The sequence below is a fragment of the Erwinia sp. HDF1-3R genome, from assembly GCF_039621855.1.
Classification (GTDB): Bacteria; Pseudomonadota; Gammaproteobacteria; order Enterobacterales; family Enterobacteriaceae; genus Erwinia.
The window spans coordinates 3,114,571-3,141,427 of sequence record NZ_CP155071.1 but is presented as its reverse complement, the minus strand read 5'-3'; the positions used below and the strand labels follow the sequence as shown (position 1 = coordinate 3,141,427).

The 26,857-nt window shown below is 51.9% G+C and carries 25 protein-coding genes and 3 pseudogenes; 16 read left to right on the top strand and 12 right to left on the bottom strand.

Going from position 1 to position 26,857, the window contains the following annotated elements:
* Window positions 1–44 precede the first annotated feature (44 nt).
* Together AAGR22_RS14390 and AAGR22_RS14385 are read left to right on the top strand one after the other, a co-directional pair.
* Window positions 45–1,103, top strand: coding sequence for an FUSC family protein (locus tag AAGR22_RS14390; protein ID WP_067708323.1), 1,059 nt, complete (start codon window positions 45–47; stop codon window positions 1,101–1,103).
* A 160-nt stretch (window positions 1,104–1,263) separates the two neighbouring features.
* Entirely contained in the window at window positions 1,264–1,584 is a 321-nt protein-coding gene (locus tag AAGR22_RS14385) for a DUF496 family protein (protein ID WP_067708320.1), read from the top strand.
* Between the two features lie 673 nt (window positions 1,585–2,257).
* Here the strand turns inward: AAGR22_RS14385 and AAGR22_RS14380 are convergent.
* On the bottom strand, window positions 2,258–3,163 hold the full coding sequence (locus tag AAGR22_RS14380) for a LysR family transcriptional regulator (RefSeq protein WP_345828151.1): 906 nt from the start codon (window positions 3,161–3,163) through the stop codon (window positions 2,258–2,260).
* 140 nt (window positions 3,164–3,303) lie between these two features.
* On the opposite strand from AAGR22_RS14380, the gene AAGR22_RS14375 reads away from it, so the two are divergent.
* From AAGR22_RS14375 to AAGR22_RS14360, 4 genes and pseudogenes are all read left to right on the top strand, one after another.
* Entirely contained in the window at window positions 3,304–4,155 is an 852-nt protein-coding gene (locus AAGR22_RS14375) for an MBL fold metallo-hydrolase (RefSeq protein ID WP_345828150.1), read from the top strand.
* A gap of 337 nt (window positions 4,156–4,492) precedes the next feature.
* Window positions 4,493–5,232: pseudogene (locus AAGR22_RS14370) on the top strand (SDR family oxidoreductase).
* 164 nt (window positions 5,233–5,396) lie between these two features.
* Window positions 5,397–5,531 (top strand): annotated as a pseudogene (locus AAGR22_RS14365) (IS3 family transposase); the annotation flags it as partial.
* Between the two features lie 297 nt (window positions 5,532–5,828).
* Window positions 5,829–6,137, top strand: coding sequence for a contact-dependent growth inhibition system immunity protein (locus AAGR22_RS14360; RefSeq protein ID WP_345828148.1), 309 nt, complete (start codon window positions 5,829–5,831; stop codon window positions 6,135–6,137).
* 228 nt (window positions 6,138–6,365) lie between these two features.
* Here the strand turns inward: AAGR22_RS14360 and AAGR22_RS14355 are convergent, their stop codons facing one another.
* Window positions 6,366–7,232 carry a LysR family transcriptional regulator gene (locus AAGR22_RS14355; RefSeq protein ID WP_345828147.1) on the bottom strand — a complete coding sequence of 289 codons (867 nt, stop codon included), beginning with the start codon at window positions 7,230–7,232 and terminating at the stop codon, window positions 6,366–6,368.
* Window positions 7,233–7,333: 101 nt separating this feature from the next.
* On the opposite strand from AAGR22_RS14355, the gene AAGR22_RS14350 reads away from it, so the two are divergent.
* Entirely contained in the window at window positions 7,334–8,185 is an 852-nt protein-coding gene (locus tag AAGR22_RS14350; RefSeq protein WP_345828145.1) for an alpha/beta hydrolase, read from the top strand.
* Between the two features lie 4 nt (window positions 8,186–8,189).
* The gene (locus tag AAGR22_RS14345; RefSeq protein ID WP_345828144.1) at window positions 8,190–8,792 is read left to right on the top strand and encodes a glutathione S-transferase; all 603 of its coding nucleotides are present in this window, start codon (window positions 8,190–8,192) and stop codon (window positions 8,790–8,792) included.
* A 263-nt stretch (window positions 8,793–9,055) separates the two neighbouring features.
* Here AAGR22_RS14345 and AAGR22_RS14340 read toward each other — a convergent pair whose 3' ends face one another.
* Together AAGR22_RS14340 and AAGR22_RS14335 are read right to left on the bottom strand one after the other, a co-directional pair.
* On the bottom strand, window positions 9,056–9,613 hold the full coding sequence (locus AAGR22_RS14340; RefSeq protein WP_345828142.1) for a hypothetical protein: 558 nt from the start codon (window positions 9,611–9,613) through the stop codon (window positions 9,056–9,058).
* 79 nt (window positions 9,614–9,692) lie between these two features.
* Window positions 9,693–10,034: a hypothetical protein gene (locus AAGR22_RS14335; RefSeq protein WP_345828140.1), complete on the bottom strand. Its 342-nt coding sequence runs from the start codon at window positions 10,032–10,034 to the stop codon at window positions 9,693–9,695.
* A gap of 692 nt (window positions 10,035–10,726) precedes the next feature.
* Here AAGR22_RS14335 and AAGR22_RS14330 point away from each other — a divergent pair.
* The 3 genes from AAGR22_RS14330 to AAGR22_RS14320 all read left to right on the top strand — a co-directional run bounded on the left by AAGR22_RS14330 (window position 10,727) and on the right by AAGR22_RS14320 (window position 14,863).
* The gene (locus AAGR22_RS14330) at window positions 10,727–12,574 is read left to right on the top strand and encodes a M48 family metallopeptidase (RefSeq protein ID WP_345831610.1); all 1,848 of its coding nucleotides are present in this window, start codon (window positions 10,727–10,729) and stop codon (window positions 12,572–12,574) included.
* A gap of 327 nt (window positions 12,575–12,901) precedes the next feature.
* Window positions 12,902–13,906, top strand: coding sequence for a YiiG family protein (locus AAGR22_RS14325; protein WP_345828138.1), 1,005 nt, complete (start codon window positions 12,902–12,904; stop codon window positions 13,904–13,906).
* A gap of 498 nt (window positions 13,907–14,404) precedes the next feature.
* Entirely contained in the window at window positions 14,405–14,863 is a 459-nt protein-coding gene (locus AAGR22_RS14320; RefSeq protein ID WP_345828136.1) for a GNAT family N-acetyltransferase, read from the top strand.
* A gap of 79 nt (window positions 14,864–14,942) precedes the next feature.
* Here the strand turns inward: AAGR22_RS14320 and AAGR22_RS14315 are convergent, their stop codons facing one another.
* Both AAGR22_RS14315 and AAGR22_RS14310 read right to left on the bottom strand, forming a co-directional pair.
* Window positions 14,943–15,359: a GNAT family N-acetyltransferase gene (locus tag AAGR22_RS14315; protein WP_345828134.1), complete on the bottom strand. Its 417-nt coding sequence runs from the start codon at window positions 15,357–15,359 to the stop codon at window positions 14,943–14,945.
* Between the two features lie 166 nt (window positions 15,360–15,525).
* A pseudogene (locus tag AAGR22_RS14310) lies at window positions 15,526–16,241 on the bottom strand (transposase).
* Between the two features lie 213 nt (window positions 16,242–16,454).
* Here AAGR22_RS14310 and AAGR22_RS14305 point away from each other — a divergent pair.
* Window positions 16,455–16,865, top strand: a complete 411-nt coding sequence (locus AAGR22_RS14305) for an ASCH domain-containing protein (protein WP_345828132.1) — start codon at window positions 16,455–16,457, stop codon at window positions 16,863–16,865.
* A 234-nt stretch (window positions 16,866–17,099) separates the two neighbouring features.
* Here AAGR22_RS14305 and AAGR22_RS14300 read toward each other — a convergent pair whose 3' ends face one another.
* Window positions 17,100–17,678, bottom strand: coding sequence for an XRE family transcriptional regulator (locus AAGR22_RS14300; RefSeq protein ID WP_345828130.1), 579 nt, complete (start codon window positions 17,676–17,678; stop codon window positions 17,100–17,102).
* A gap of 63 nt (window positions 17,679–17,741) precedes the next feature.
* Between AAGR22_RS14300 and AAGR22_RS14295 the strand changes: the two genes are divergently transcribed.
* Entirely contained in the window at window positions 17,742–18,251 is a 510-nt protein-coding gene (locus AAGR22_RS14295) for an N-acetyltransferase family protein (RefSeq protein ID WP_345828128.1), read from the top strand.
* A 73-nt stretch (window positions 18,252–18,324) separates the two neighbouring features.
* Here AAGR22_RS14295 and AAGR22_RS14290 read toward each other — a convergent pair whose 3' ends face one another.
* Together AAGR22_RS14290 and AAGR22_RS14285 are read right to left on the bottom strand one after the other, a co-directional pair.
* Window positions 18,325–18,774 (bottom strand): DMT family transporter, encoded by a 450-nt coding sequence (locus tag AAGR22_RS14290; RefSeq protein WP_345828126.1) that lies wholly within the window; start codon window positions 18,772–18,774, stop codon window positions 18,325–18,327.
* 342 nt (window positions 18,775–19,116) lie between these two features.
* Window positions 19,117–19,566, bottom strand: a complete 450-nt coding sequence (locus AAGR22_RS14285) for a hypothetical protein (protein WP_345828125.1) — start codon at window positions 19,564–19,566, stop codon at window positions 19,117–19,119.
* Window positions 19,567–20,260: 694 nt separating this feature from the next.
* On the opposite strand from AAGR22_RS14285, the gene AAGR22_RS14280 reads away from it, so the two are divergent.
* The 3 genes from AAGR22_RS14280 to AAGR22_RS14270 all read left to right on the top strand — a co-directional run bounded on the left by AAGR22_RS14280 (window position 20,261) and on the right by AAGR22_RS14270 (window position 23,632).
* Complete coding sequence (locus AAGR22_RS14280) at window positions 20,261–21,691, top strand: EmmdR/YeeO family multidrug/toxin efflux MATE transporter (protein ID WP_067707401.1); 1,431 nt, start codon at window positions 20,261–20,263, stop codon at window positions 21,689–21,691.
* A 64-nt stretch (window positions 21,692–21,755) separates the two neighbouring features.
* Window positions 21,756–22,985: an MFS transporter gene (locus AAGR22_RS14275; RefSeq protein ID WP_345828124.1), complete on the top strand. Its 1,230-nt coding sequence runs from the start codon at window positions 21,756–21,758 to the stop codon at window positions 22,983–22,985.
* A 5-nt stretch (window positions 22,986–22,990) separates the two neighbouring features.
* The gene (locus tag AAGR22_RS14270) at window positions 22,991–23,632 is read left to right on the top strand and encodes a DUF998 domain-containing protein (protein WP_345828123.1); all 642 of its coding nucleotides are present in this window, start codon (window positions 22,991–22,993) and stop codon (window positions 23,630–23,632) included.
* On the opposite strand, the gene AAGR22_RS14265 is transcribed toward AAGR22_RS14270, so the two are convergent.
* From AAGR22_RS14265 to AAGR22_RS14255, 3 genes are all read right to left on the bottom strand, one after another.
* The gene (locus tag AAGR22_RS14265) at window positions 23,629–24,837 is read right to left on the bottom strand and encodes an FAD-dependent oxidoreductase (protein WP_067707391.1); all 1,209 of its coding nucleotides are present in this window, start codon (window positions 24,835–24,837) and stop codon (window positions 23,629–23,631) included. The two genes, AAGR22_RS14270 and AAGR22_RS14265, sit on opposite strands and share 4 nt — an antisense overlap.
* Before the next feature lie 99 nt (window positions 24,838–24,936).
* Window positions 24,937–25,725 (bottom strand): SDR family oxidoreductase, encoded by a 789-nt coding sequence (locus AAGR22_RS14260; RefSeq protein ID WP_345828120.1) that lies wholly within the window; start codon window positions 25,723–25,725, stop codon window positions 24,937–24,939.
* A 52-nt stretch (window positions 25,726–25,777) separates the two neighbouring features.
* Window positions 25,778–26,674, bottom strand: a complete 897-nt coding sequence (locus AAGR22_RS14255; protein WP_067707384.1) for a GntR family transcriptional regulator — start codon at window positions 26,672–26,674, stop codon at window positions 25,778–25,780.
* Between the last annotated feature and the right edge of the window lie 183 nt (window positions 26,675–26,857).

The window sequence follows — 26,857 nt, the reverse complement described above, 5'->3', positions numbered from 1 at the left end:
ATCGGGTATCATCCACGTCGATGACCTGCCACCAGGAGAACAGAGTGCGTCCCGACAAGCCGCTATCGGCCTTTGAATTCACCCTTTACCGCAACTATCGAACCGTTCACGGCATCCGTGTGGCGCTGGCCTTTGTGCTGACATTTCTGTTAGTGCGCCTGACGCATATCCCCGAGGGGAGCTGGCCGCTGATCACCCTGGTGGTGGTGATGGGGCCGATCTCCTCATGGGGAAATGTCTTTCCCCGGGCGGTGCAACGTATAGGCGGAACGATTTTTGGTTCGGTGTCCGGGCTGATAGCGCTGAAGCTTGAGCTGATTTCGCTGCCGGTCATGCTGGGCTGGTGCACGGTGGTGATGTTTCTGTGCGGCTTTCTCACCCTGGGGAAACATCCTTACATGGCGCTGCTTATTGGCATTACCCTGGCGGTGATCTGCGGTGCGCCGCCGGGCGATATGACCACGGCCCTGTGGCGGGGCGGCGATGTGATTCTGGGGTCGATCCTTGCGCTGCTGTTCACCAGCATCTATCCACAAAAGGCCTATACCCACTGGCGAATCAGGATGTCGGACGTCTGGCTTGAGACGGCGAAAATTTACCACGCCGGTGTCTCCCCCAATCTGGTGGAGAAGCCGCGGCTGACGCGTCCTCTCCAGCGGCTACTAACCGGCGTGGTAAAAATGCGTGCGCTGATTGAGCCGGCCAGTAAGGAAACCCGTACGCCGCGCTCGGTTTTCGAAGGCATACAGACGCTGAATCGCAATATGGTCTGCACGCTGGAGCTGCAGCTGAACGCATGGTGGGCCTCACGCGAGAGTCATTTGATCATGCTTAATGCGCCGACGCTGCGTCGCACCCAGCAGATGACCGAAAATACGCTGCGCGCACTGTCGACGGCGATTGTTGCGGGCAGCACAGATAAAATTGCCGCCAACAATGCCGAACTGGCGGAGATTGGCCGCGAGCTGCGTCAGCTGATCAAGGCATCTAACAGCAGTGAGGGAGTAGAAACGCCGATCCACGGTTACGTCTGGCTGAGTCTTGAGCTGGCCGGACAGCTGGAAAGGCTGTCGGATCTGCTACGCCTGGCGCTGCGTAAATAAGCGATATGCAACAACTTACTGCGGGAATTAGCGCTTCGCGGTAAGATAAGTGCCAGTCTGACTCTACAGTTTGAAAATTGCCTTCGGCGGCGGTGAGCCGTTAAGCTGAGGGCTACGATAATGACGCCTGTGCGAACAGGCCTAAATGAAAGGTGTCTTCATGGAAAATGCAAAGCAATCATTTCAGGACGTGCTGGAGTTCGTACGGATGTTCCGTCGCAAGAATAAGCTGCAGCGCGAGATACACGACAACGAAAAGAAAATTCGTGATAACCAGAAGCGTGTCCTGCTGCTCGACAACCTGAGCGAATATATCAAACCGGGCATGAGCATTGAAGCTATTCAGGAGATTATTAGCAGCATGCGCAGCGACTATGAAGATCGCGTTGATGATTACATCATTAAGAACGCCGATTTGTCGAAGGAGCGCCGTGACCTGTCGAAAAGGCTTAAGGCCGCAGGTGAACCTAAGGCGCAGTAACTTTTCAGCCATTTGCTGATTACACATCAGGGCGGTCGTCGATCGCCCTTTGTCCGTTTGCCATTCCCCTTTTTGACTCTTTAGTGAGGGGCGCCCACCCGCCTGCTCCTTTTGCATTGTGCTGGCTGTGGGTAAGGGCGGTTCCAGGGGTTCTGGAGACAGTCCGGCAGGTAGCTTCGGTTTCAGTAGACATACAAACGGTTATGGTTTTGCTAAAAGCCCGTCAGGTGCCTGCGTAAAGTCGAACCGAATTTCCTGGAGCATCTCAGAAAACTGCAAAAAAAATCAGAAGGTTAAATCTGAGCGGAGTTGGATAAGGTCAGTATATTAGCTCAGACTTTCCTGACACAACTACGATACAAGGCTAAACCTAATCGGAGAGGCAGCGCTGTGCCAGGAGCGAACATAACTATGCAGAATGCATCTGTAATACCAGCAATGGAAAATCGTTGACCAAATAAAATGGAAGTAGGAAGAAGCCTCAGAGAGAAAAAGCGCGCAGGTAGAGTAAGGAGCAAAACGGTGAATACATGCACTTGAATGTCAGATATAACAGCAAACTTCCCGTTCAGATTTTTATTGTAATTAATTGGCAAAGGTCGTTTGATTACATATCCAGGAACAAAAATTGTCATTTCTTTGCCTTTATGAGTCCGGACATCACATTCTTGCATCAGTGCAGGCCCAGAGTTGCCAGAAAACGTTTTGTCAACGGTCTTGTTTCCTCTTTCCGCCACACGGCAAAAAGGGTGATTTCAAGCGGCAGCCAGGGGAGTGATACCAGAGCAACATTATCCGGAACAATCCGCGCAAGGCTTTTCTGTATGAATGTGAAACCCAACCCGGCCTCCACACAGGCCAGCGCAGCCAGTGGCCCGCTGACTTCCAGACAAATATTGGGGCGAAAACCGCCTTTCTGACATGCGGCGAGCAGTCGCGCCCGCGCCGTAGGATTCAGGTTTTCCTGATCTGCTATCCACGGCTGGCCATTGAGATCATCAGGGCCGGTAGCCGATAGCATTCTTTCTTTTGGCATTGCCAGTATCACATGTTCCGTAAGGACTTTCTCCTGACAGAACATGCTATTAGCTTCAGGTGGCGTATGCAGCAGGGCCAGATCAATGGCTCTTTCCCTCAGATGTTCAATCTGTTGCTTTGAACGCATAGCATGTAGGCGGATATCCGCTTCATGCCCCATCCCAAGCCGTGCAATTGCCTCAGGAAGAAGCCGGGAATGGAGTGCCGCTTCTACATAGCCTATATCCAGTCGCCCTGCGTAATCATGCGAAAGATGCCGGCCGTAATCTTTCAGACGATCGTGATGTTGTAAAAAAGGCGTTACCTCATTAAGAAATTTTCTTCCCTCTTCTGTCAGCCGTAACCGCTTTTTATCACGATGAAAGAGCGTAATACCTAACTCACTTTCAAGCTGCTGGATCTGTCTGCTGAGTGGAGATTGAGAAATATGAAGCCTTTCTGCTGCCTGTCCGATATGTTCGAATAAGGCAACGGTGGCAAAAGAACGCAGTAATTTTATGTCCACAACAATTTTGGTCTCAACTGAGTCGAAAATTATCATAGTCTCATCAGGCATTTAACTTCAATATCTTTTTGCCGTGACTGTAACACTGACGTGTCAGCGACTGTGACTGACTGGTTTAAACATCACGGACCGAACGAAGCAGCAGATTATAATTTTATTCATTAAGTGAGGATAGTATGGATACGTCACCTTTTCTTTCGCAAAAAATTGGCCATTACTCGGTAACCGCAATAAGCGACGGGCGAATGAAAGCCAGCCTGGGTTTACTGTCAGGCATTGATTTAACCGAGGCAGGGAAAATTCAGGAGAAGTCAGGAATAACCGCTCCCGATGATATTCATATTTACTGCTACCTAATACGCGGACAGGGACGCGTCATACTGGTGGATTCCGGTATGGGAGGACTGAATTATGCAGGTGGCGAATTTAAAAAAAACCTTTACTCGGCGGGCGTTAAGCCAGACGATATAGACACTATTCTTCTGACTCACGGACATCCAGACCACATCGGCGGTCTGCTGAATGAGCATGGTCAGCCTGCATACAAAAACGCGAAACTTTTCCTGAGTCGTGATGAAGCAGCATTCTGGCAGGATGAAAATAAGCTGAAACTCACGAGTGAGCGCCTACAGATGACCGGGTCACTGGTTCGTCGCACGCTGGAAGCTTATGGCCCTGTTCTGCGTTTTACTGATGAAGCAGAAATCAGTGAGGGGATCAAGGCTGTAAGTCTGCCGGGACATACGCCTGGACACACCGGGTTTCTGATGAATTCATGCGACGAAAGCCTGCTGATCTGGGGTGACATTGTCCATTATCCGCATATTCAGTCAGCCCGGCCGGAAGTTTCAATTTCGTTTGACTGTGATCCTGCCCAGGCAGAGAAAACAAGAAAAACCATTCTTGAACAGGCCGCTCGTCAACATTTACTTGTTGCCGGCATGCACTTCGGTGAACCCGGGTTCGCATATGTTTCCGGTTCTCCTGAAAGAGGGTATTTTCTGACATCATCTTCAGAACAGCAGTAAGTCGTCCGCGGTATAACGGTATAACAACCCGCAAGCGAAAGCCGGCTGAAAGAATTAACCTGGCCGTTCGTCATCTAACCCCAGTTGTAGGGCCCGGAACGAATCTTTTCGCGGTCCGTCGGAGTTTCCCAGCTTTGCCCGATTAGCGCATTAGAGCTGAAGACCCGGTTAAACCTGGCAACCGGAGGGATGCAGGATATTAATGCTGATATCCGCTCTGTGCCAGGAGCGGAAATTCAAGGAACAGTGCCATCGTTTCGTAATGAAACAGATGACGAATAGTGTTTTATTTGCGTAAGGTAAATGCTGAGTCAACAGCCAAATAGAAGGAGTAAGAATGGGCAGGTTTCAGGGTAAACGTATATTGATCACTGGTGGTACAAGTGGCATGGGCTGGCAGGCGCTCAGCGTATTGTCGCTGAAGGTGGTCATGTAGCCATCACGGGGCTTAATGAAGAAAGGCTGGAGCGTGCACTTAGCCTGCTTCCTGCGACATCGCTTATTCTGAAAAGCGACGCTGCAAGCGAACCTGATATAAATACGCTGCGGAAAGCTATTAGCGGTTGGGGTGCTCTTGATGGATTGTGGCTTAATGCGGGCTTCGCAGAGGTAAGCTCTCCGGAAGCTGTAACGGCAAATTCTTTTAATCGTATGATGAATACTAATGTTCGCGGCCCAATGCTACAACTGGCAGCTTTATCCAAATCACTTAATTCTGGCGCATCCGTTCTGGTTACTTCATCCTCATCTGTATATGAAGGTGCGGCGATGACGAGCCTGTATGCAGCGACGAAAGGCGCCGTTATTGCTATGGTCAAGAGCTGGGCATCTGCGCTGGCTGAACGCGGTATACGCGCCAATACTTTGGTGCCAGGTCCGATTGAAACCAACTTTAGACACTTTATGCCCGAGGAGTCGCGTCAGCAGTTTGAAGATTTTGTGGTAAGTCAGGTTCCTCTTGGTCGCGCAGGAACATCAGAAGAGGCCGCTGCAGTCGCACTTTTCCTCCTGTCAGATGACGCATCCTATGTTACCGGCAGCCAGTATGCCGTAGATGGCGGATTGATACATCACTGATCCTACCCGCCAATAGTGGACATGCGACTAAGTGAGTAAACTCTCAACCAGAGGTAGCTCACATGACAAAGTCCTTATCAAACAGTGAGATGCCACGTAAGCAATATACGCCTGAATTTCGCAACGAAGCCCTGAAGCTTGCAGAACGCATTGACAACCTGCCTGAATACAACATCAAAACCATTGCCGCCAGCCTGCGCCATCAGGGGCTGCTGGCGAAAGCCTCCCGGAAGCGCAGCCCTGTCAGCTATTGCGCACATGATCTGCCAGTGTCGGAGAATCTGCTGAAGTGGGACTTCACCGTCGATGCAGCCATCCCCTTTGGCTTTGCCGCCGCTGTGGGCGCTGTCCGGGTTGCTGCCGTTCGTTCCGGAAGGATAAGTCTGGCCATGCACGAATCAATGTCAGGGGCAGCCAGCGGTGGCCATACTGTGGAGCGTCATATCGGCAAAACGGCCGGAGAACTGTTTGCAAGACTGGAGCGACGCCCTCACTGCCAGCCACGAGCAGTTTGGCAGCTTACGCAGTGTTCTGCGTTTTGAGCAGTGGAACGGTAAGCCATATTTTGCTCTCACCGCATTTCCGAAGGCTTAGCAATGAAAAAATTAAATCTCAATGAGCTGGGCTGTTTTATCACCCTCTATTTCGGTCAGGATTATGACCTTATCGATGATAGCGATGAAATAGAGCCGAAAATAGATGCGTTTCTTCACGATGCGCATACTGCCGGAAAATATGGCCTGATTGCTGACATCGATCTACTAACGGAAGAAAGCGCAGATCTGGAGATCGCCTTCAGGAAACACTTCGGTGATGAGTTTGAGCCGGAGTTGTGGGGAACCACGGCTACCGATTTTCTTCGACACGTCAGGCAGAAAACGCAGTTATCCCTGAATAAGGATTAGCGCGAGGTGGGACTCGCTTAATGGAACGAAATTACCCGTTAAGTTTACAAGGAGCCTGGCGTAAAACTGACCTGCCCCCAGTCGATTGATGCACTGGGGTGTTAGTAATGCCTTGCGAATTTCCGTTGTTCGCTCACAGCAGACCTGTACCGGCCTCGATCTGCTTAGTGCCAGGAGCAGACATTACTAACAACAGGTTGTATTCATCAATTAATAGCAGCCAATTCACTATCGCTGTTTATGCATCAGCCTGGTCAGCATCTCGCAGAAGGCCTCGCTTGCGGGATTAAAGCGGTATTTATTCAGGCGTAGCAGGCAATCAACCGACGGAAGAGGCATTAATTTCTCAAGCTCATACACGTTACAAATCGCTTTCTCAACGCTGTATTGATTGAGTATTCCCACCCCCAGACCCGTGGTTATCGCCGCAAGCATACCTGCTACTGAAGGACACTCCAGCATCACAGCAAATGGAATTTTTGCCTGGCGAAGTTTTTCCTCCGCCAGGTTACGGTAATAGCAATCCGGTCCCCAGGTAATAAGCTTCAGGCTCTTATCCGATTCATGCCGCCAGGCAGGCGTTGCGTACCAGTATAATTTTTCACTCCACAATACCTTATCTTCCGGCGATGCCGTGCCCGTGAAATCCTGATGTAAGATGATCTCCAGGCTTCCTTCAGAAAAATGCTGACGCAGGAGATGACTTTGCTCCACCACCAGTCGTATATCCACCTCGGGATGATGGTGAGTGAAGGTTGAAATGACCCCGCATATTTCGGTCATTGAGATATGTTCAGTGACCCCAATTCGTAGCTTGCCACGGAGTGGCGAAGGCGAAAAATAAGCCACGGCATGATCGTGTTCAGTGAGTATTTTTTCCGCATGGAGCAGCAGAACGCTGCCCTTTTCTGTCGGAACGGCTTTTCCGGCGATGCGCGTAAGTAGCTGGCTTTGAAGTTGATCCTCAAGCCGTCTGAGCTTCCAGCTTACTGCGGACTGGCTCAAATTAAGAAGTAATGCAGCCTTACTCATATTGCCCGTTTGCACCACAGTTTTGAATACTCTGAGCGCATCAACAGAGAGTCGTTTATTCATTTTAATATGACAAAAGTGGGTTCATAGCGGGAAATAATGTCACTGGCGTCATATTCAGTCAACGGATAGCCTGACCGAAACAAGCACAACGGAGAACGCTTATGCCCGCTAATAACCCATTACTGACTGACGACGTTTTGATAAAAGGTTGTCGCATTGCGACCGGGGTCCATGGTTCAGGTATACCTCTGGTGCTGGTTCATGGCACTCCCGCACACTCAGTGATCTGGCAGTCACTGGTGCCGGTATTTGTCGATGCGGGTTTTCACGTTCACCTGTATGACCTGCCTGGGTTTGGCGCATCAGAGCGCCCTTTGACGGCTGATACCTCGGTTGCCGCACAGGTCGGTTTTCTGCTGAAACTGCTTGAACACTGGCAGCTTGAAAAAACACATCTTTTTGGTCACGATATCGGCGGGGCAATTTCACTCAGACTGGCATTCGACAGCCCATCCCTTCTGAAGACGCTTACGATTGCCGATATTCCGAGCTACAACTCCTGGCCTTCGCCCACATGGAAAGATATGCGGGATAACTATGCGGATTATGCGCTGATCCCTGCCACTGAGCATTCCCGCGCGATGTCTCGCCAGTTAAAGATGGCTGTTTTTAATAAGCATCTTATGACAGAGCAGCGTCTGGAAAGTTATCTCGCGCCGCTTTGTGGAGTGGTAGGCCAGCCTTCATTTTACCAGCATCAGGTTGCGCACTATAATGCCTGTTACACCCGTGACTTTGCAGAAAAATTGCCGCAACTCCAGCTGCCTGTGCAGGTTTTATGGGGCGCCGAAGATGAATGGCAACCGGTTGAGTATGGAAAGCGTTTGCAGCGCGACATCGTCTCTTCCACGCTGCATATCTATGAACAGGCCGGACACTTTTTAATGGAAGATGCCCCCTTACCTGTTGCCGCACAGTTAATTGATTTTATTAATCAACATAATATGAGGTAGAGCCATGATCCTGATCGGAATGCTGGATTCACCCTATGTCAGACGGGTTGCTATTTACATGAAAGTATTGGGTATTGAATTCGAACATCGGCCGCTTTCAGTATTCGGCGATTTTGATGCCTTAACAAAAATTAATCCAGCCGTTAAAGTTCCAACGCTCATCACAGATGATAAGCAGGTGCTGATCGACTCAACACTAATCATTAATTACCTTGAGAAATACTCCGGTCATTCGCCTGCACCCACATCAGCGTCCGGAGCGGAAGATCTACGGGATCTGCATCTTACCGGATTCGCCCTGGCAGCGTGCGAGAAAGCGGTGCAGATTGTATACGAACAGCGTCTCAGGCCGGAAGAGAAACAGCATCAGCCCTGGCTGAATCGGGTAACTCAGCAACTTCATGGTGCCTTGCAGACACTGGAAAACGGGCTGCGGGAAAGTCATCCTGACATGCTGTCCGTGGCCGGTATCAGCATCGCAGTAGCCTGGAGTTTTACAGAATTGATGCTGCCGGATACCGTCAGCCGTACGCTGTATCCGGAAGTCATCGGGTTTACATTGCTGGCCGAACAGCGACCGGAATTTTTGGCAACACCTTTGATTTAGAGAGGGGAGGGGCGTCTCACTGATGCAGTATTTGTGTAAGCGAAACACTGGCTGCATTAGAATCAGCTCTTGCAAAAGGTGACTCTATGGACACCAATTAAAATAAGATAAACGTTAACATGTGTTTTTTGCTCATAATTGGCTATGCCCTGCGCACATGTCTGCTCGGTGCCAGGAGTGGACGTTCCAAACACCACAATACGTTAATTAATGGAGAGTAGCTGATCCCATATTTGCTGTACCAACGTACCGCCATTCTTAAGTTACTTTCCGAGAATATTGTTAACCGCTTTCAGGTGGCCAGATTTATCTTTGTGGTTTGAGATAACCTGTATGACGGTGAGTTTTTTTTCAGCGACCGCCAGCAAAGTGGCCTGTTGAACATCATTCCCCCCCATTTTGTTAGTGGCTTCAATATGATAAACCGGCAGACCTTTAGCGTTTTCGGTTTTCTCACTGATCACTTTATAAGAGGGTGAAGCCTGCATCTGCTTATCTTTAATAGACTTCATACCGTCCAGAAAATCAGCATCACTGGCACCTTGAGCAATGGCCGGGATGGCTTCTTCACCAATAATCACCACGCGTTTTTCCAGTTTATTGACGTACATTTTACCCGGGCCGCCGCCAGGAACAGGCTGAACTTCATAGCCCCGCAGTTGAAAAGTCTGCCTGCCATTGAGTAGGGAGAGCGTCTCAGTCTGCGTGGCTGCGGCTGGCGCCGTTTTCGCTTCGGCTGCCAATGCGCAGACCGAGGTACCGCCAATGACGGCAGTGAGGCAAATGGCGCCCATAATGTTTAATGATTTTTTTAATTTCATCGTGAACTCCTTTATGTTGATGATATTTCCCTGTCGCTGAGATAGCGTCAGCAAAATCCATCTCAGCGATGCAGAAACGTTATCGGGTAAGGTCCCAGAGGCAGATCCCTGAACCGAGCAGAAACAGAATAATCGGCCAGTAAAGCACGGGAATGAAAAAGAAATTGTGGGTTTTTTCGGGGGCCATCATCGGCTGACTTTTCGTTGCCTTTGCAATCGCATCCAGCCATCTTTCCTGCCGGAGCACCCAGACAAAAGCCCCACAAAAAAGGGCTGCAAGTAAAAGCGTGGCGCCTGTCGCCCATAAATGTTCGACAAAATAACCCTCGTAGTAATAAATATCGAACAGCCATTTACACAACAGATAGGCGACAGAAATTAATAGGGCAACAAAAAAACCGACTCCGCTCCAGGCGATCATATTTATATCCTTTAAAAGGGTAAGGAACGAGGAATTATTTTTTAAAAATTAACATGTTTTTATCATGGTGGCGATGATTTCTTTGATGCTAATATGAATTACATCCCGCTTAGGGTGTGTTGGGTCTGTGCGATTAAAACCTTACTGATTCTGACTGCTTTAGTTGCCAATGATGTTACTTATCCGGCACCGGTGCAGCAAATTCTGCAACGCAGGGTGTGGCATGCCTGTTTGTACCGTGACGATATTATTTCTATTCTAATGATACCGACGGCAGCATCACTCTTTTAAAAACTTGCATGTGCTGTTCCGGCGGGTAAAGATCTACTTTATCCGGCAGGGTTTAACAGTCGGGCAGGAGACGGGGCAGAATAAATGTTGAATACTAACTAAAATTATTGCTGTCGCAGCAGTAAAAAAGGGGAATTACCAGCTGAATAGCCTGCGAAAAAGGGAAAAGGGAGTGACCAGCTGAATAGCCTGCGAAAAGGGAGAACCCCTGAAATATTTTCCTTTTCAAAACAGTATCAGGCTGGATTATAATCCGTCTGCAATAATTATATTATCGCTGAAGCTTGCAAAAATGTTCCCGCATCTTCTAACCGGGCCAGGCCGTTCTTTTCGGAATTTCCTGATAACAGCAGCTTCCCCCTGGCATTGGCACACAGGAATTCATTATTTTGAAAACATTAATGGAATTGAAAAAGAGTTATCTGAAGGTATTTTCCTGGCTGTTGTTCACACTGTTTCTCATCCCGGTCATTACCCTGTTTTTTGCTGAATATGGCAACACGCAACTCGATCAGCAATATACACAGATCTTTGTGGACGATGCGCGGGAACAGCATCAGGATACGGGAAAACTTCAGGCGTTTCTGCAGCAGAACCCGCCATCCAGCGTCTGCGGGCCGGTAGATGAAAATCTGCGGGATTACAAAAACGCCGTCTGCGCACCGCAATCCGAGCTGTGGCAATTCTACATGATGGATAAAGTGGCATTCTGGACCCTAATCTGCAGCGGCATTGTCCTGTTGATGGTGTTGCTGTTCAGCGCGCTGGCCTTTAAAAGCCGCCAGGGACAGGTAATCAGTCTGGCACTGGCACACAAATTTTTGATGCTGGCCTGTTCGCTGGAAGTCATGGTACAGGGCGGCATGCTGGTATGGCTCTCATTCTGGGGAACCGCGTTCTTCACGCAAACCTACTATCCCAAGCTGGTGATGGCGGTAGGACTGCTGGTGCTGGCCGGTATGTATTACATGATCAAAGGTATCTTTAAAAAACTCCCGCCGGAAGAGAGTATTGAAGGCGAAGTGGTAACCCGCGAAGTCGCCCCGGCACTCTGGTCACAGATAGATATGCTGGCCGCCAGAGTGGGCACCACGCCACCCGATCATATCGTTGCAGGTATCGACACCAACTTCTACGTGACCGAAGCCCCGCTGAACGTGAATGGGCATCCGCTCACCAACCGTAAGCTGTATGTCAGTATTCCGTTACTGCGTCAGCTCACCGTTGCGCAGGCTGATGGTGTGATGGTCCACGAGCTGACACACCTTCATGAAGGCGACACCGCCTCCGGGGCATTACTGGGACCAAAGCTGCACCGGTTTGATCTCTATATGCAGCTGATGGGTCAGAATCTGGCAACGCTGATCGTTTTCTATCCGCTCTATCTTTATCGCATGCTGTTTGAGCTGGCGTGGCAGCGTAACAGTCGTGAACGTGAGTTTGTGGCGGATCGCAACGCATCAACGTTGGTATCCCCCGCCGCAATTATCGAATCGCTGATCAAAGTGTCGGCGTATGCCAGCTACCGTAATGAAGTCGAGCGAAACTTCTTTAATAACCAGACGCTGCATGAAAATGAACTGGGGATCAGTAAGGCTATTGCTGCCGGTCTGCCTGAACACGTCGCCTCCCCGGATTTTATTAGCGTTATCCGTAAACAGAATGTGCCGCACCCGTTTGATTCACACCCGCCGCTGACGGAAAGGATGCGCAACGTGGGGTATAACGTTGACGAATCCGACTATGCAGCAGTAGCAGCCGATTTCCCGGCCGAGAGTTGGGTCGATCTGATGCCGGTTGCCGACGAGATAGAACAGCAGTTGTGGCAGAAGTATGAGCGCGACTTCTCTTCGGTGCACGAGGAGAGCCTTGCCTGGCGCTATCAGCCTACCGGTGAAATGGAAACCGCGCTGGTGCTGAAGCATTTCCCTAATGTTCCTTATACCCTGAAAGATGGCTCGCAGATCGTCATCACCTGGCAGGGTATCGTGTCGCCGAAAACCGGCGAAACACTGGAGTGGGATAATGTTAAAAACATCAATGTAATACGTAATTTCGGCAGAGATACGCTCTACGTGCAGCATGTGCAGGCAAACTCGCAGGGGAAAAAACGCAGTGAGATCCGTCTGCCCGGCCTGAAAAAGGAGATTGAAACCTTTAAAAATACCCTCGGTTATTACTGGCACCGTCACCAGACTGTCAGGGCGTTGCTGAAAGATGAATCGTCGGAGACGGCGCAAAGCGCATAACCCGCATGTCATAACCTCCCTCATCGCTGTTGATGAGGGAGGGTTCACCGTACGTCCATTACGGATGATCAGAATGGGATTGCTTAAATAAAACAATTCTGCAGCGAATCCTGTCCTGAATATCTCTCAAATGGATCCGGTGCATCCATTTTACCCCCGCAGCAGTCTGTCTGTATTGCAACGTCAGGGCATGCTGAAGCCTGTGAGCCCTTTATGCAGGCCTGCGCTGTACATCGTAAATCCTGTTACGGCATAACACGGCGATACGCCGGATGCGGGCATTAATTTAGAATCTGCGTTTATAACCCAATGAATGAAGGAGCGATTATGTTTAAAAGAGCAAGCAGGGCCATGATACCCGGGATGCTGGTGACCGCCCTGGTGCTGTCATTGGCAGCATGCGACAACAGTGACAAACCGGATGCAAAGTCGGCCCCTGAGAAAAAGCCCCACGCCGTTCAGGAGGATAGCGCTGCGCAACTCGCCACAAAATTAAATGCCTATGTGGGATGCTTTAACACCACCGATGGATCTGTTCGCGACAGTGCCCAGCGCTATGTGAGCTGGATTGCGCATGTTGAAAAGGGGCCAACCGGCAAAGAGCGTAATGTCAACGTGCTGGGCGATGTCACACCTTACGAACTGGAGAGCTGTACCAAAGCCATCACTCAGGCATCCAGGGCCAGCCCCGCATTACCGACGCTGGATGCAGCTGCCACACAGTATCTGGCAGATTTAACGACGCTGGATCCGCTGGTTTCGCAAGCCCATCTTTACTACAGTCAGGGCGATTACAAGGATGATGGCTTCGCGAAAGGTAAGCAAATGCATCAGCCGCTCATGAAGGCATTTGACCGCTTTATGAAATCCAGCGACCTTTACGGTGCCGAAGTGGAAAAAGAGACCAATGCGCTCACTGCCGCGCAGCTCGTTGAGATTGAAAAATCTGAGGGCCGCCATAGTCGCTACTACCGCCTGGCGTTAATCACCCAGGCCAAACAGCTGGCGACCCTGCTTAGCACCCCCGCTCCCGACGTGGCTGGAATGACAAAAGCGATTGATGCTTACAGTGCGCTGCTGGCTGAGGCAGGTAAGGCAACGGCCAGCGAGCCAGGCAAGCCGTTCAGCTGGTCCATCTTCCAGGATAAAGCCGGAACCTTTCTGAAAGACTGCAAGGATCGCATGCGTCGGCTACGCGATAAAACGCCTTACAACAACAGTGAGCAGGCTCTGCTGAAAGGAAATAGCAATACGGGCTGGATGGTATCGGGTTCACCGATGCGCGTTTTCAGATCCTATAACGAACTGGTTGAGGCCAGTAATCGCCTGTAAGCTGTCTGTCCGCCCCGCATGAATTTCAGGGACAGGCTTTGTCAGTCGGACTGCTGCGTGCCACCCGGCTGACGGCGCTACCTGCCGCATGAACAACATGAAATTTTCACGCGCCAGCGTCTCGTCAAAAAAGTCAGGCCAGCCCCCTGTGCTGAAATGGTCTGAGATCGGCGGTATAAAGCAGCCCTGTGAGCAGGATGACCGCTGCATCAGATTTCCTGTCTGTAAAATTTTATCCCGAAAGGAGCAAGAGTGCAGGCAAAGGTCGGCGATATCTGTAGCGTGTATTCCCCCGCCCCGGAGGTGTTGATCTGACAAGCGCAGCCGGGAAAATGACTCTGCAACTTACCGTGAATGCACGTATTAACGCCGGGATCAGTATAAGCGCCATTGCCTGGAGCAGAAGTTGCACACTAACTCCTATGTTAAATACTGAAAGCCGTAATCGAAGGGGCAGTATGTTAGATTCAGTAGTTAATAATAAATCGAGGATAGCGAATGTTCAGCATTTCAGAAGTAGATAAAGGTGATTCTGATCTGGCCTGGCTGGTCAGCGAGCTCGATGCCTTTCAGAGCGAACTATATCCTGCAGAAAGTAATCACTGCCTGGACTTTTCAACAGTAAGTGACGAGCAGCTCCGGTGCGTTATCGTCCGTAATGAAGGTGGCTCACCTGCAGGTTGTGGTGCTTTGCTATTTCAGGAAGATGGCTCAGCTGAGATTAAGCGGGTTTATATTCGACCGGAATACCGGGGCAGGAAGCTCGGAGAGCAGATAGTCAGTGCAATCGAGACAATTGCTTCAGAAAAGAATTCGAGCCTGTTGCGGCTTGAAACAGGGATTCATCAGCAACCGGCTATAGCACTGTATCGCAGATGCGGTTACGAGATATGCGATGCATTCCCCCCGTATGCAGCAGATCCTTTGAGTGTTTTTATGTGCAAAGAACTTCCTTAACTTCACGTTTTTATAGTGCTAAAGGGTGTAGATGCAAAGTTAAAATGTCCGCCTCCCACCTCTGAACAGGCTATCTGGTTTATCGGAGAGGCTTTTTCATTGAAGGTGATGTGTGAGCCACAAAACCATTCCGTTCATAAAAGGGTATCGCCTGCTGTCGGGCATCGAGGAACACGAAGTTCATATCCCTACTTTCTGATTCAGTGGTGGCAAAATCCAGCAGTTTTTTCCCTATCCCCGTGCTTCTTGATGCCTCATCAACGATCAAATCATCAATATGGAGATGTGATCCTCTGGCCAGAGTATGAACGGGACGGAAGCCCATCAGGCCAGGCATTTTCTCATCGCCAAATGCGCCAACAAGCTCATAACCGTTCATGGTCTGAATTCTGACGCTTTCGATAAATTTCTCTTTGGAAATATTCCGGAGCTGTGAAATCAGACTGTAAGCATGACCCCATTCAAGCGGCAGTAATTTTCTGATTGAGATGTTCATATTGCCCTCATTACCATATAGGTTTCTGATTTTATAGGCGTATAAGCAATGTTTCGCAACAGAAAACTTATGTTCAACGTATTGGAAACACTCAGCTGTCATAAGTGAACGTCCGCTGTTCACTCATAGCTGCCCTTGTAGTAGTCAACAAAAACTGGCCACGGCTTTAAGAGTTTTTCCAGAACAATCGTTCAGATTCATTCGGCGTCAGACCTCCATTATATTGATGAGGTCTGAGCTGGCTGTAATATCACGTGATGTAATTTGTTATCGCCATGCTGGCTTCGCTAAAATTTACGTACCCATTATCCGGCACCCACTCTGTTTTCAGGCTTCTGAAGAACCGTTCCATTGGGCTGTTATCCCAGCAATTTCCCCGGCGACTCAGGCAATGCTTCACGCTCCTGCTGAACCGTTACTTTCGCGATAAACTTCACGCACAAGGCTCAGTAATGCCACTCTCGTGGCGTCAGGTTTTCCGGGCTGCCGCCAGTATTTATAGCTGCTGCGATGAATCCCAAACACGTTGCATACAACGGCAACAGGAAACCGCGCCCTGAGTTTCTCAACTAATGAGAATTGTTCAGGGAGTCTGACATCAAGAGCGCGGTAGCCTTTTTAAATATATCTCTTTCTATTTCAACGCGTTGAAGGCTTTTCTTCAATTCAAGTATCTCAATCTGCTCAGGTGTCATGGGTGACGCTACTGGTGATTTTCCCGCTCGCTCTTCTTTTAAGTTGTCGAACCCATTTGTCCATCGTGGATTTGCCGACATTCATCGCAGTGGCAGTGGCGGTAACGGTGTAGTGCTGATCGAGTACAAGCTGGGCAGCTTCGAGGCGAAACTCGGGGCTAAAATTGCGTCTGTTACGTCTGGTAATACTGTCACCTGTTTTGGCTATGAGGTGATGATATTACCTCTATTCAGGTAGCCAAATTCACTGTGCCTCTACACCCTTACTGAGATCATAAAATGCTCGTCGAATACCTCAGGTCTTGAAGCGAGCACAAGATACCAAAATGTAAATATCAATGTTAATGTTCTGGCTACTCATGCTCAAAACATTTCAATATGTGATTAACAAGGGCTTTTGATGCATTCGATGGATAGATTAAAAGCGAAGTACCCAGGCGCGAATGCGTGGCAAATTGGTGATAGCCAAATACTGGCCAACGAGCTTGCAGGCCTTATTAGACAAGGGATCAAAACAGCATCATGTGGCTCTTTTGCATCTTATCAGCAGGAAGAGTGTGCCCCCAGGATTGGGAGTTATAACATCATCCTTGATGGTCAGGATGTACCTGTATGCGTTATTAGATTAGTTTCAATGCAACTGGTGCGATTTTGTGATGTTACCGAGGAATTTGCCCGAAAGGAAGGTGAAGGCGATTTGAGCCTTGAGTACTGGCGGAAAGAACATCAGCGATTCTTTATTCAGGAAGGTTATTTTTCTGATGAGATGGAGCTGATCGCAGAAGAGTTTAAGGTTGTTGAGATTCTGTGAGTCTGAATTCATAAAAACTTGCTGAATTGGACTGACCCCACCCCGGTAGACGATCCTGCCCTATAGTTTGGACTGACCCCACCCCGGTAGACGATCCTGCCCTATAGTTGGACTGACCCCACCACACAGACGGTTACAAAATTGAGCTGATAAAAGATGCTCAATCAGGTAGGGGAACCACCGCCTGATAATCTTCCAGTTAACTCTGAATCAAATCAGTTCCAATGCATGCAATCAGGATGGCTTGAGGACTATCACGGCATAGCGGCAAAGATCACCTGTATCATTTTTGAAGATACAGTCAGCAGGATCGCCCAGCTCCAGACAATCACCCGGTGACATCTCAAATGTTGTGCTGCCCTCAATAAATGTCAGCTTACCTTCAATGACCCAGATGAGCTGACGTCGTGAAAGATAGGAAATAGCGGGCATAGGCACGGCAGTATTTGCCGGAAGCTCGATGCTAACCAGGTCTACAGGTATCTGCCCCGGTGAAGCATGGCGACGAATGTAGCCTGTTTCAGGATCCTGCCATACAGCCTGATTTTCATATCTGACAAGCACACCGGGACGAACTTCCATTTCAGCAAGCAGCTGGGACATAGACATATCAAAAGCGCCAGAAAGTCTTGCAAGTAGGGTTGCAGTCGGGCTGCTTTCACCACGCTCAATTTTATGAATCATCGCCCGTGATACGCCTGAGTTTTCTGCCAGATCGGTCAGTGACCAGCCACGTCTTTCTCTTTCAGTCTTTACCTTCAGGCCGATACGAGCGTTCAAATCGTCTTCTTTAATGGACAAATCATCTAACATAATGGATATATAATATAGTGTACTGTTAATCTACTTTAGTAAATTAATGACGGGGTGTCTACTATGCCAATTCGTGCTGCAACAGAACGCGATGCTGAAACCATCGCTGAAATTTATAACGACGCTGTGCTTAATACCACGGCGATCTGGAATGAAAACAAGGTCGATTTTCTCAACCGAATAAAATGGATGAGAGACCGTCGTGAGGCAGGTTTTCCCGTCATTGTCCTTGTTGACGTGAACGATTCCGTACTGGGTTATGCATCATATGGTGACTGGCGTCCATGGGATGGTTATCGCCACACCGTTGAGCATTCTGTATATGTGCACAAAAGTGCCCGGGGACGGGGAGCAGGTAAAGCTCTGATGGAGAAACTGATCAGACTGGCTACTGATCAGGGTAAGCATGTCATGGTAGCTGGCATTGAATCTGAAAACGTCGCATCCATATCGCTTCACAAAAAGCTCGGTTTTACAGAGGTTGGCAGATTGTCAGAGGTGGGCAATAAGTTTGGACACTGGCTCGATCTGACGTTTTTACAGTTACGCCTTGATACCCGGGCACATCCCTGATAGCGGATATTCTCAGAACGCCACAGTAAGAGTAATCACTGGCACAAGGACGTGCCGGTGACAGCGTTTAAGATTAAAACCCTCGTGATGCAACGAGAAAAGCGCCTGTAACCAGTAACACCGCGCCGATTATAGCTGATGCATTTTTAAGCAATTCTTCTGTACCGCTGCGGTAGATGTCATATCCGAGACCTGCGACAAGCTGACTGGCGACCAGTATCGCAATTGTCCGCGAAGCACCGATATTTTGATAACCCGTTATTGCGGTGAAAACAAAAAAACAACCTAAAATGCCCGGCAGAAACATCCAGCTTTTGAAGGACTGTAATAGTTCGTAAAACCCTGATGCACCCGTCTTTCCCGCCAGTAAGCTGATAAGTAAAACAAGCCCTACGGCAGAATTCAGCACCAGAGCTATCAGTACAGTTGAAGCCGAGTGAGTTATCCTGGTCATCAACATGTTCTGAATAACCAGCGCAATTCCTCCGGCAATTAGCATCAGGAATGTTAGTGCTGAAGCCATGTTAACTCCTCTGAGTCTTACCACTGGGATATGAAATTAATATCTTATAGTGGATATATTGTCTACTATTTGAGATGGTCCCGCAAGGAGGTTATGACGCTTCAGAAGAAACGCCAGGTCAGTTTCAAAGATGCGGATCAAGAAATACTGATGTCTGCTTCTCGCTCAAAACTGCCTGTCAAAGTGGTTAAGCTCTACAACAACAGCTCAGAGGTACAAGAAATCACCTCAACGTACAATAATTTTCGATATCCAAACTGACCCCTTCCATACCGCTGGGGGCTTTCAGTGAAGCAGGTAAACACAGCGTTTTGGATTGGGTATATCGTATTCATCCATCCCCTAAAACGGCAACCTAAACCATATGGCCCACAGGATATAAACGCCACCCGCGAGAAATAACAGGCGATAGACCCAGACAATGGCGTTTTCCTGCCGCAGGTAAAATTTCAGCGGGTTGCGCTGCAGGTTGGCCGCATTGTGAGTTTTATGAAAGTGCGTCATCTGTTGCGCGCCTCTGCTGGCTAGTGCAATCATAAAACTGGTCATCATGATCATCACTGATGCCATATAGCTTTTCACCAGAAGCCCCAGGCTCAGGCACAGCCATGGACTGTCGCCCTTGTGCAAGACGACGACGCCATGTTTTTTAAGCGCAATCGCAGCAAAGCTAAGCGTAAGGTGTACGACCAGCAGGATGATAAAATGCTTCGCATTGGTGCGGAAAGTATTCTTCAGTGTGATACCAAAGATCCAGGCGAAAAACAGCAGTGTTGATGCCAGCCACATCATTGAGTTTAGAATCATTCCAGGCCTGCTCAGTAAATTACTCAGTGGCATATTTTTGCCGAATGACGGTAAGAGCGCCAGGATGATTTTTGCTGCTAAATCGTAACTGACAATATTTCACGAATACTCGATCGTACTTATATAAAAGGCCAGCGTCCGCTACTCGCTCAAACCAGACCGTCAGATTTGATAATTTTCTACCTACAAAATCTGTCTGATCAAAACCAAGCTAATACCTATTAAAAAAACACCTAAACTCAATTACTTAAAGCAACTCCAAAGCCTGAGAGGTGGATAATCCCTGCGGGTGAAGGGCAATCCGCAGCGCTGCGGTGAAGACGGAGGGCCAGGCGAGGGCAGCAGGGATGCTGCACTCAGGGAGCGGCGGGCAGGGATGCCCGCTCGCGACCGGGCCGTCCGGCCCGGAGTCGGAGCCAAAGGCACCACGCGAAGCGTGGCGTGAGGACGCCCAGCACCCGCAGGGATTATCCACCGCGACAGCAGATATTGCAGCCCAGCACCCGCAGGGATTATCCACCGCAACAGCAGATATCGCAGCCCGTCACATCCAAACAGTCACAAAAAATTCCCTTTCCAGTAAAATTTTCGCAACAGTCCCACAAAAAGACTTTGCATAATTGTCAGGCTTTTACCATCATCAATCAGGCCTACTCTCCTCTTTCCGGCTGGAACAAACTTGCAAAACTTCAGAGTGACTCTGCTGCAGGCGATCAAACACTCGGCGTGGTATCCCAAAAGACATTCGTACCGTGTTCTCTTCTGGCGGGAAATATCTCCGCTGGCCGTACCCATATTCTTTGAAAACCTCTGCGTCCTGCTGATGGGGGTACTCAGCACCTTCCTGGTCAGCTGGCTGGGTAAAGAGGCGATGGCCGGAGTCGGGCTGGCCGACAGCTTCAATATGGTGGTTATCGCCTTCTTTGCCGCCATCGACCTGGGGACCACGGTAGTGGTGGCCTTCAGCCTCGGCAAACTCAACCGTGAGCGGGCGCAGGCCGCTGCCCGCCAGTCGCTGGTACTGATGACCCTCTTCGCCATACTGCTGGCGATACTGATCGAATTCTTTGGGGGGGCCATCATCAATCTGATTGCCGGAGCGGCAGAGCCGCAGGTTAAAGCGCTGGCGCTCACCTACCTTCAAATCACCGCGTGGAGCTATCCGGCGGCGGCGATTGCCCTGATCGGCTGCGGCGCGCTGCGTGGGGCAGGGAACACCAAAATCCCGATGCTGATCAACGGCGGGATGAACATACTCAATATTATTATCAGCACCGTCCTGATCTACGGCTGTTTCTCCTGGAAGGGCCTCGGCTTTGCCGGGGCCGGACTGGGGCTGACCCTCTCCCGCTACATCGGCGCGGTAGCGGTAATATATGTGCTGATGATCGGCTTCAATCCCCGACTGAAAATTACCCTGGGAAGCTATTTCAGCAAGCTCAACACCAGCATACTGATGGAGGTGCTGGGCATTGGCGTTCCGGCCAGTATCGAATCGGTCCTGTTCAATGGCGGAAAGCTGCTGACCCAGGTCTTCGTCGCCGGAATGGGCACCAACGTCATTGCGGGTAACTTTATTGCTTTCTCTATCGTCTCCCTGATTAACCTGCCCGGCAACTCCCTCGGGTCGGCCTCAACCATTATTGTGGGAACCCGCCTCGGCAAGGGACAGCTGCTTCAGCCCGAACGACAGCTGCGCCACATCTTCTGGCTCTCCACCCTCGGCCTTTGCGCGCTGGCGGCGCTAACGGTGCCCTTCGCGGGTATCCTGGCCTCGTTTTATACGCGGGAAGATGACGTCATTCACGTGGTCAAAGTGCTGGTATGGCTCAACGCCGCCTTTATGCCGTTCTGGGCCGCGTCCTGGGTACTGCCCGCCGGGCTGAAAGGGGCGCGTGATGCGCGCTACACCATGTGGATATCGCTGCTGGGTATGTGGGGATGCCGCATCGTCGCGGGCTATACCCTGGGCGTGCTGCTGGGCTTCGGCGTGGTAGGGATCTGGATGGGCATGTTCCTCGACTGGATCGTGCGCGGCTGGTTTTTCTATCGACGGATGCATTCCGGACGCTGGCTATGGAAATATGCCAAACCGGCCAGCTCGCCCTGACGATCGTTGCCCGCTGACCACACAATAAAAATAACACCTGCTATTACATTCACCAGGAATCGCTATGCCCACACCCTCTTCTGACGCCACCGACTCACTTTTCCACTACCGATCTTTCACCGCATTCTGGCTGGCCCGCACCGCCTCAAGCTTCGGCTTTCAGATGCTTTCCATCGCGGTGGGCTGGCAGATTTATTCGCTGACCGGCAGCGCATTCGACCTCGGGCTGATTGGCCTGGTGCAGTTTCTTCCCGCGGTGCTGCTGGCGCTGCCGGCCGGGCATATTGCTGACCAGTTCGATCGCCGCCGCGTGGTGCTGCTCGGGCAGGCCACCGAGTGGATTGCCATCGCCGTGCTGGCGGGCCTGACGCTGGCGCACCGAACCGACGAGATCCTCCTGCTCAGCTTAATCTTTATCATCTCCGTCGCCCGCACTCTGGAGGCGCCCTCACTGCAGTCGATGCTTCCGGCGCTGGTGCCACCGGCGATTCTGGCCCGCGCGACGGCGGCGAATGCGGCCTCAATGCAGACCGCCTCGATGATGGGGCCTGCGCTGGGCGGGCTGCTGTATGTCGCCGGACCGGGAGTGGTTTATGCTACCACCGCCGCGCTCTATCTGATCTCCATTCTGATGGTCAGCCGCCTGCGCTACGATCATGCGCCGCCCCCGCGTACGCCCGCGACCTTCGCCAGCGTCTTTGCCGGCATCCATTTTATTCGCCGTCGGCCCGACGTGCTGGGCGTTATCTCGCTCGATCTCTTCGCGGTGCTGCTGGGCGGCGCGACCGCGCTGCTGCCGATTTTTGCGAAGGATATCCTGCATACCGGGCCATGGGGGCTGGGGCTGCTGCGCGGCGCACCGGCGGTAGGCGGCCTGCTGGTGGGTTTCTGGCTCAGCCGTCGCAGTCTTGAGCGTAACGTCGGCAAAATTATGTTCGCCTCGGTAGCCGGGTTCGGCGTCGCGACGCTGCTGTTTGCGTTTTCCACCCAGCTGTGGCTCTCGCTGCTAGCGCTGTTTGCGCTGGGCGGCTTCGATATGGTCAGCATGGTGATCCGCGGGGCGCTGGTGCAGCTTGATACGCCGGACGAAATGCGCGGGCGGGTCAGCGCGGTGAATTCGATCTTTATTAATACCTCCAACCAGCTCGGCGAGTTTGAGTCGGGCATGCTGGCGGCCTGGCTCGGGGCGGCTCCCGCGGTGGCGGTTGGCGGCGTCGGCACGCTGCTGGTAGTCGGACTGTGGATGGCCTGGTTTCCCAGCCTGCGTTCGCGACAGCGGCTGCATAACGGATAGCGCGGATGAACGACTCAATCAGACGGAAAATCGGTGCAGGCTGCTTTATTCTCGGCGGAGCGGTCTATCTGCTCGCCGAAAAAATCAGCGCGCTGGCCTGGCATGTTCCTGCTTACCGCTACATGCAGAACTACATTAGCGACCTTGGCATTCCCGTCTGCGGCGTGCTGACAGACGGGCGGGCGATCTGCTCGCCGCGTCATGCGGTGATGAATATGGGCTTTGCCGCCGAGGGTATCCTGTTTTTCCTTGCCTGCTTTCTGATCGGCAGCGGATGCCGTCCGCGAGGCCGATGGCTATTCCTGCTGACCGGCCTGCTGCACGGCATCGGCGGCGTGATGATTGCGCTTTTTCATAGTGGGGGCGGGAACGGCGGCATAACCCTGCATCAGGCCGGTGCGGTACTGGCGATTGCGGGGGGGAATTTGTGCCTGCTGACGGCGGGTATGCTACTACGAGGCCACAGCCGACGGCGCGATCGTCAGTGGGGCATAATCAGCCTGCTGCTGGGCGGGGTTGGCCTGCTCAGCATGCTGATTATCCCCCTTAACCTGCTGCCGACGGGGTTAATTGAGCGCGCCTCGGTCTATCCCATCACCTGCTGGCAGATCCTCACCGGCCTGTGGCTGTTGAGAGCGAAAGCTTAGAAGCGTCGGGGTTTCTCGGGACGAAATCCCAGCCCGATGATCCAGCCAAACACATGGGGTAAAAACCGCAGCCGACTGACCAGCCTGGGGATCGGGCTGCCTGTGCTTTTGCTTTTTTTGCGTTTTTTGCCGCTCATTTTTATCTGAATAAACTGGGTGGCACAGGTGGGAAACTGCCGCCGCTTCTGCACCTTTTGCAGATTTTTCAGGCTGAGGCGACCTTTCCGCAGGTGAGGAACCAGCAGATTGGCGCTGGCAACCGCATCCTGAATGGCCAGATTGACCCCCACGCCGCCAATTGGCGACATAGCATGGGCCGCATCACCGATGCAAAGTACGCCAGGCTTTGCCCACTCATCGAGGCGGTCAATACGGATAACAAGCAGCCTGAGCTGATCCCACTCCGTCAGTGCATCCAGCCTGTCGGGCGGGAAGGGAATAAAGGGCGCAACTTCCTGCTTAAAACCAGCTAAACCCCGCGGTGCCATCTGCTCATAATGACCTTTGGCGATAGCGTAGCCGCACTGCCAGTAATCACCCCGGTCAATAATGATAACGTTCTGCTTTGGCCCTCTGTGCCCCATGCTCACCGCCGGATCGTCGGGCTGTTTCGGCAGCGAAAACCACAGCACGTCGCGCGGGGCACCAAATTCGCGGCCGGTCAGTCCGGCTTTTTCCCTGACGCGTGAATGACGACCATCCGCTCCCACCACCAGCTGTGCGCGGATTTCCGTGGTGGCCGTACCGGATGACGCGCGGATCCCGCAGACGCGGTCCTGTTCACAGATCAGGTCGTCGAGGCGCGTCGAGCGGTAGAGGGTAAAGGTCGGCAGCGCGGCGGCCTTAGCCGCCAGGAAATTCAGGAAGTCCCACTGCGGCATAAAGGCGATAAAGCGACACTTTACCGGCAGCCGCGAGAAGTCAGCCATTGTCACTTCGCGACCGTTCATCTCGGCCTGAAGCTTAGGCGCCTGCTGGTGGGGCAGCGTGAGCAGCTCATCCAGCAGCCCCAGATGGTGCATAATTTGCAGGGTAGAGGGGTGAATGGTATCGCCGCGAAAGTCCCGAAGGAAATCAGCGTGCTTTTCAATCACCACGACCTGAACGCCCGCCAGGGCCAGCAGATAGCCGAGCATCAGACCCGCCGGGCCGCCGCCGACGATGCAGCAGTCAGTGGTGATTGATTCGGGTAGCTCTGCCTGCATAGGTACACTCCGGGATAATATTATCGTAAAGCATGATAATAGTTATCATTAACGCGTACCAGTGTCAGATTGTGCTGCCGAGCCGCGGATAAAGCAACGCTATAGCACCGAGGGGATGAGTCCGCCGTCTACGCGCAGCACGCTGCCGGTAATATAGGCCGCCTGCTGGCTGGCCAGAAACGCGGCTGCGGCCCCGTACTCTTCCGGTCTGCCGTAGCGGCCCGCGGGAATGCTCTGGCGACTTTTCTCCGCGATGGCCTCGGGCGTGCTGTTCTCCCGTCCGGCTTTAATGGCATCCAGCTGGGCAACCCGATCGGTGGCGATGCGTCCGGGCACCATTACGTTTACCGTCACGCCGTCGGCGGCGACCTCGCCCGCCAGCGTTTTCGACCAGCCCAGCAGGCTCATTCGCAGCGCGTTCGACAGCGCCAGGTTTGCCAGCGGGGCGATAACCCCCGATGAGGTGGTGGTAATGATGCGACCCCAGCCGCGCTCGCGCATGGCGGGCAGCACGAGGTCGGTAAGCTGGATAAGCGCCCCGACCATCAGGCTGAACTGCTGCTGCCAGACCTCTGCCGCCACGCCCTGGGCGCGGGCTGGCGGCGGCCCCCCGGAATTATTGACCAGAATATCCACGTCTCCCCAGTGCTGGCGGATGGCGTTCAGTGTCTCGGTGAAGCGCTCTGGGGCGGCCAGATCCAGCGTCCAGGCCTGAGCCGTTCCGCCCTGCTGCTGGATCAGCGCCACGGTCTCTGCCAGCTTTTCGCGATTTCGCCCGGTGACGGCGACGCGCACCCCTTCCTGAGCCAGCGATAGCGCAATCGCACGTCCTAAACCGCTGCCTGCCCCACAAACGAGCGCCACACGGTGATCAATTTGCAAATCCATTATTTTCTCCTGGTTGTATTTTCAGGAGCAGATAATGCAAAAATGATGCCGCTTAAGACTTCGCCGCCTTTTTTGCGACCAGATCGTGCGCCGATTGCAGATGCTGCTGCATCAGCACCGCGGCTTTTTCAGGCTGGTTATCGCGCACCGCATCAAGAATAGCGACATGCTCTTCGCACCACTCCCGGACGCGACGTTTATTGTGGTAGCTGCCGAACTCCAGCAGGCGGCGCAGGCGGTTCTGCTGCTGGACAGCCTGCAGGACATAAAGGTTACCGCTGGCCTCGGCCAGCATTTCGTGAAAGTCGGCATCGGTTTCAAAAATCTCTCTTGCCGGAACCAGGGTGATATCCGGGTGGGTAATCAGCCACAGATGCCGGGCGCGCATGCGTTTGATCGCGTGGCGATCGGGACGGAACAGCGGCGATCGCAGCGCCGCGGGTTCAATCATCAGGCGAAAGCCGTAGCCGTTTTGTCGCGCGACCTCTGAGTCCAGCGTTTGGAGAAAACGCCAGCCGTGCCCGGTATTGCGAGCGATGAGCCCGTCCTCCGCCAGCTTCAGCAGCGTACGGGACAGTACGCCCCGGTCAACATCATAGCGCTGCGCAATTTCCGTCTGGGTAAAAGAGATGGGCAGTGCATCGGCGATGCGATCGTGCACCAGCTTTTCATAGAGAGTCTGATCGCTGGTTTTCGGCTGTTCAATGGCCAGCTGCAACAGCTCATCGACGTTTTTGATTAAGAAGAAACCCTGGTTTGGCCGCGCTTCAACCGCACCCAGCAGGGTGAGTTCCTTCAGTGCGGACCGCACCGGCGTACGCGATACGCCGAGCGCATCAGCTAAATGCTGCTCACGTAAATGATGACCTGGATCGAATCTTGCTTCATATATCAGGTCGAGTATTTGCCGGGCTATCCGGCGACTGCTTGCAGAAGAAGCGGGCTGCATGATGGTAGCGTTCCTGAATGCATTATTGTGGTCAAAAGAGACAATAACACAGGCCACTCCCGACAACGAAGTAAAGCCCGAATCGCACCATGAGGGTGCGGAGATGCACCTTAAGCGCGCAGGTCCGCTGCGTCAGTGATTGTATTTATTGACTCATAAAAGCCAATGCAAGCCTTCACCAGG

Coding starts and splice junctions, on each gene's coding strand:
- AAGR22_RS14315 (WP_345828134.1), bottom strand. CDS start 15,359: ATGAACATCTCAATCAGAAAATTACTGCCGCTTGAATGGGGTCATGCT.
- AAGR22_RS14385 (WP_067708320.1), top strand. CDS start 1,264: ATGGAAAATGCAAAGCAATCATTTCAGGACGTGCTGGAGTTCGTACGG.
- AAGR22_RS14345 (WP_345828144.1), top strand. CDS start 8,190: ATGATCCTGATCGGAATGCTGGATTCACCCTATGTCAGACGGGTTGCT.
- AAGR22_RS14275 (WP_345828124.1), top strand. CDS start 21,756: ATGCCCACACCCTCTTCTGACGCCACCGACTCACTTTTCCACTACCGA.
- AAGR22_RS14360 (WP_345828148.1), top strand. CDS start 5,829: ATGAAAAAATTAAATCTCAATGAGCTGGGCTGTTTTATCACCCTCTAT.
- AAGR22_RS14255 (WP_067707384.1), bottom strand. CDS start 26,674: ATGCAGCCCGCTTCTTCTGCAAGCAGTCGCCGGATAGCCCGGCAAATA.
- AAGR22_RS14265 (WP_067707391.1), bottom strand. CDS start 24,837: ATGCAGGCAGAGCTACCCGAATCAATCACCACTGACTGCTGCATCGTC.
- AAGR22_RS14295 (WP_345828128.1), top strand. CDS start 17,742: ATGCCAATTCGTGCTGCAACAGAACGCGATGCTGAAACCATCGCTGAA.
- AAGR22_RS14290 (WP_345828126.1), bottom strand. CDS start 18,774: ATGGCTTCAGCACTAACATTCCTGATGCTAATTGCCGGAGGAATTGCG.
- AAGR22_RS14340 (WP_345828142.1), bottom strand. CDS start 9,613: ATGAAATTAAAAAAATCATTAAACATTATGGGCGCCATTTGCCTCACT.
- AAGR22_RS14350 (WP_345828145.1), top strand. CDS start 7,334: ATGCCCGCTAATAACCCATTACTGACTGACGACGTTTTGATAAAAGGT.
- AAGR22_RS14285 (WP_345828125.1), bottom strand. CDS start 19,566: ATGATGTGGCTGGCATCAACACTGCTGTTTTTCGCCTGGATCTTTGGT.
- AAGR22_RS14380 (WP_345828151.1), bottom strand. CDS start 3,163: ATGATAATTTTCGACTCAGTTGAGACCAAAATTGTTGTGGACATAAAA.
- AAGR22_RS14320 (WP_345828136.1), top strand. CDS start 14,405: ATGTTCAGCATTTCAGAAGTAGATAAAGGTGATTCTGATCTGGCCTGG.
- AAGR22_RS14300 (WP_345828130.1), bottom strand. CDS start 17,678: ATGTTAGATGATTTGTCCATTAAAGAAGACGATTTGAACGCTCGTATC.
- AAGR22_RS14325 (WP_345828138.1), top strand. CDS start 12,902: ATGTTTAAAAGAGCAAGCAGGGCCATGATACCCGGGATGCTGGTGACC.
- AAGR22_RS14330 (WP_345831610.1), top strand. CDS start 10,727: ATGGAATTGAAAAAGAGTTATCTGAAGGTATTTTCCTGGCTGTTGTTC.
- AAGR22_RS14375 (WP_345828150.1), top strand. CDS start 3,304: ATGGATACGTCACCTTTTCTTTCGCAAAAAATTGGCCATTACTCGGTA.
- AAGR22_RS14270 (WP_345828123.1), top strand. CDS start 22,991: ATGAACGACTCAATCAGACGGAAAATCGGTGCAGGCTGCTTTATTCTC.
- AAGR22_RS14305 (WP_345828132.1), top strand. CDS start 16,455: ATGCATTCGATGGATAGATTAAAAGCGAAGTACCCAGGCGCGAATGCG.
- AAGR22_RS14355 (WP_345828147.1), bottom strand. CDS start 7,232: ATGAATAAACGACTCTCTGTTGATGCGCTCAGAGTATTCAAAACTGTG.
- AAGR22_RS14260 (WP_345828120.1), bottom strand. CDS start 25,725: ATGGATTTGCAAATTGATCACCGTGTGGCGCTCGTTTGTGGGGCAGGC.
- AAGR22_RS14335 (WP_345828140.1), bottom strand. CDS start 10,034: ATGATCGCCTGGAGCGGAGTCGGTTTTTTTGTTGCCCTATTAATTTCT.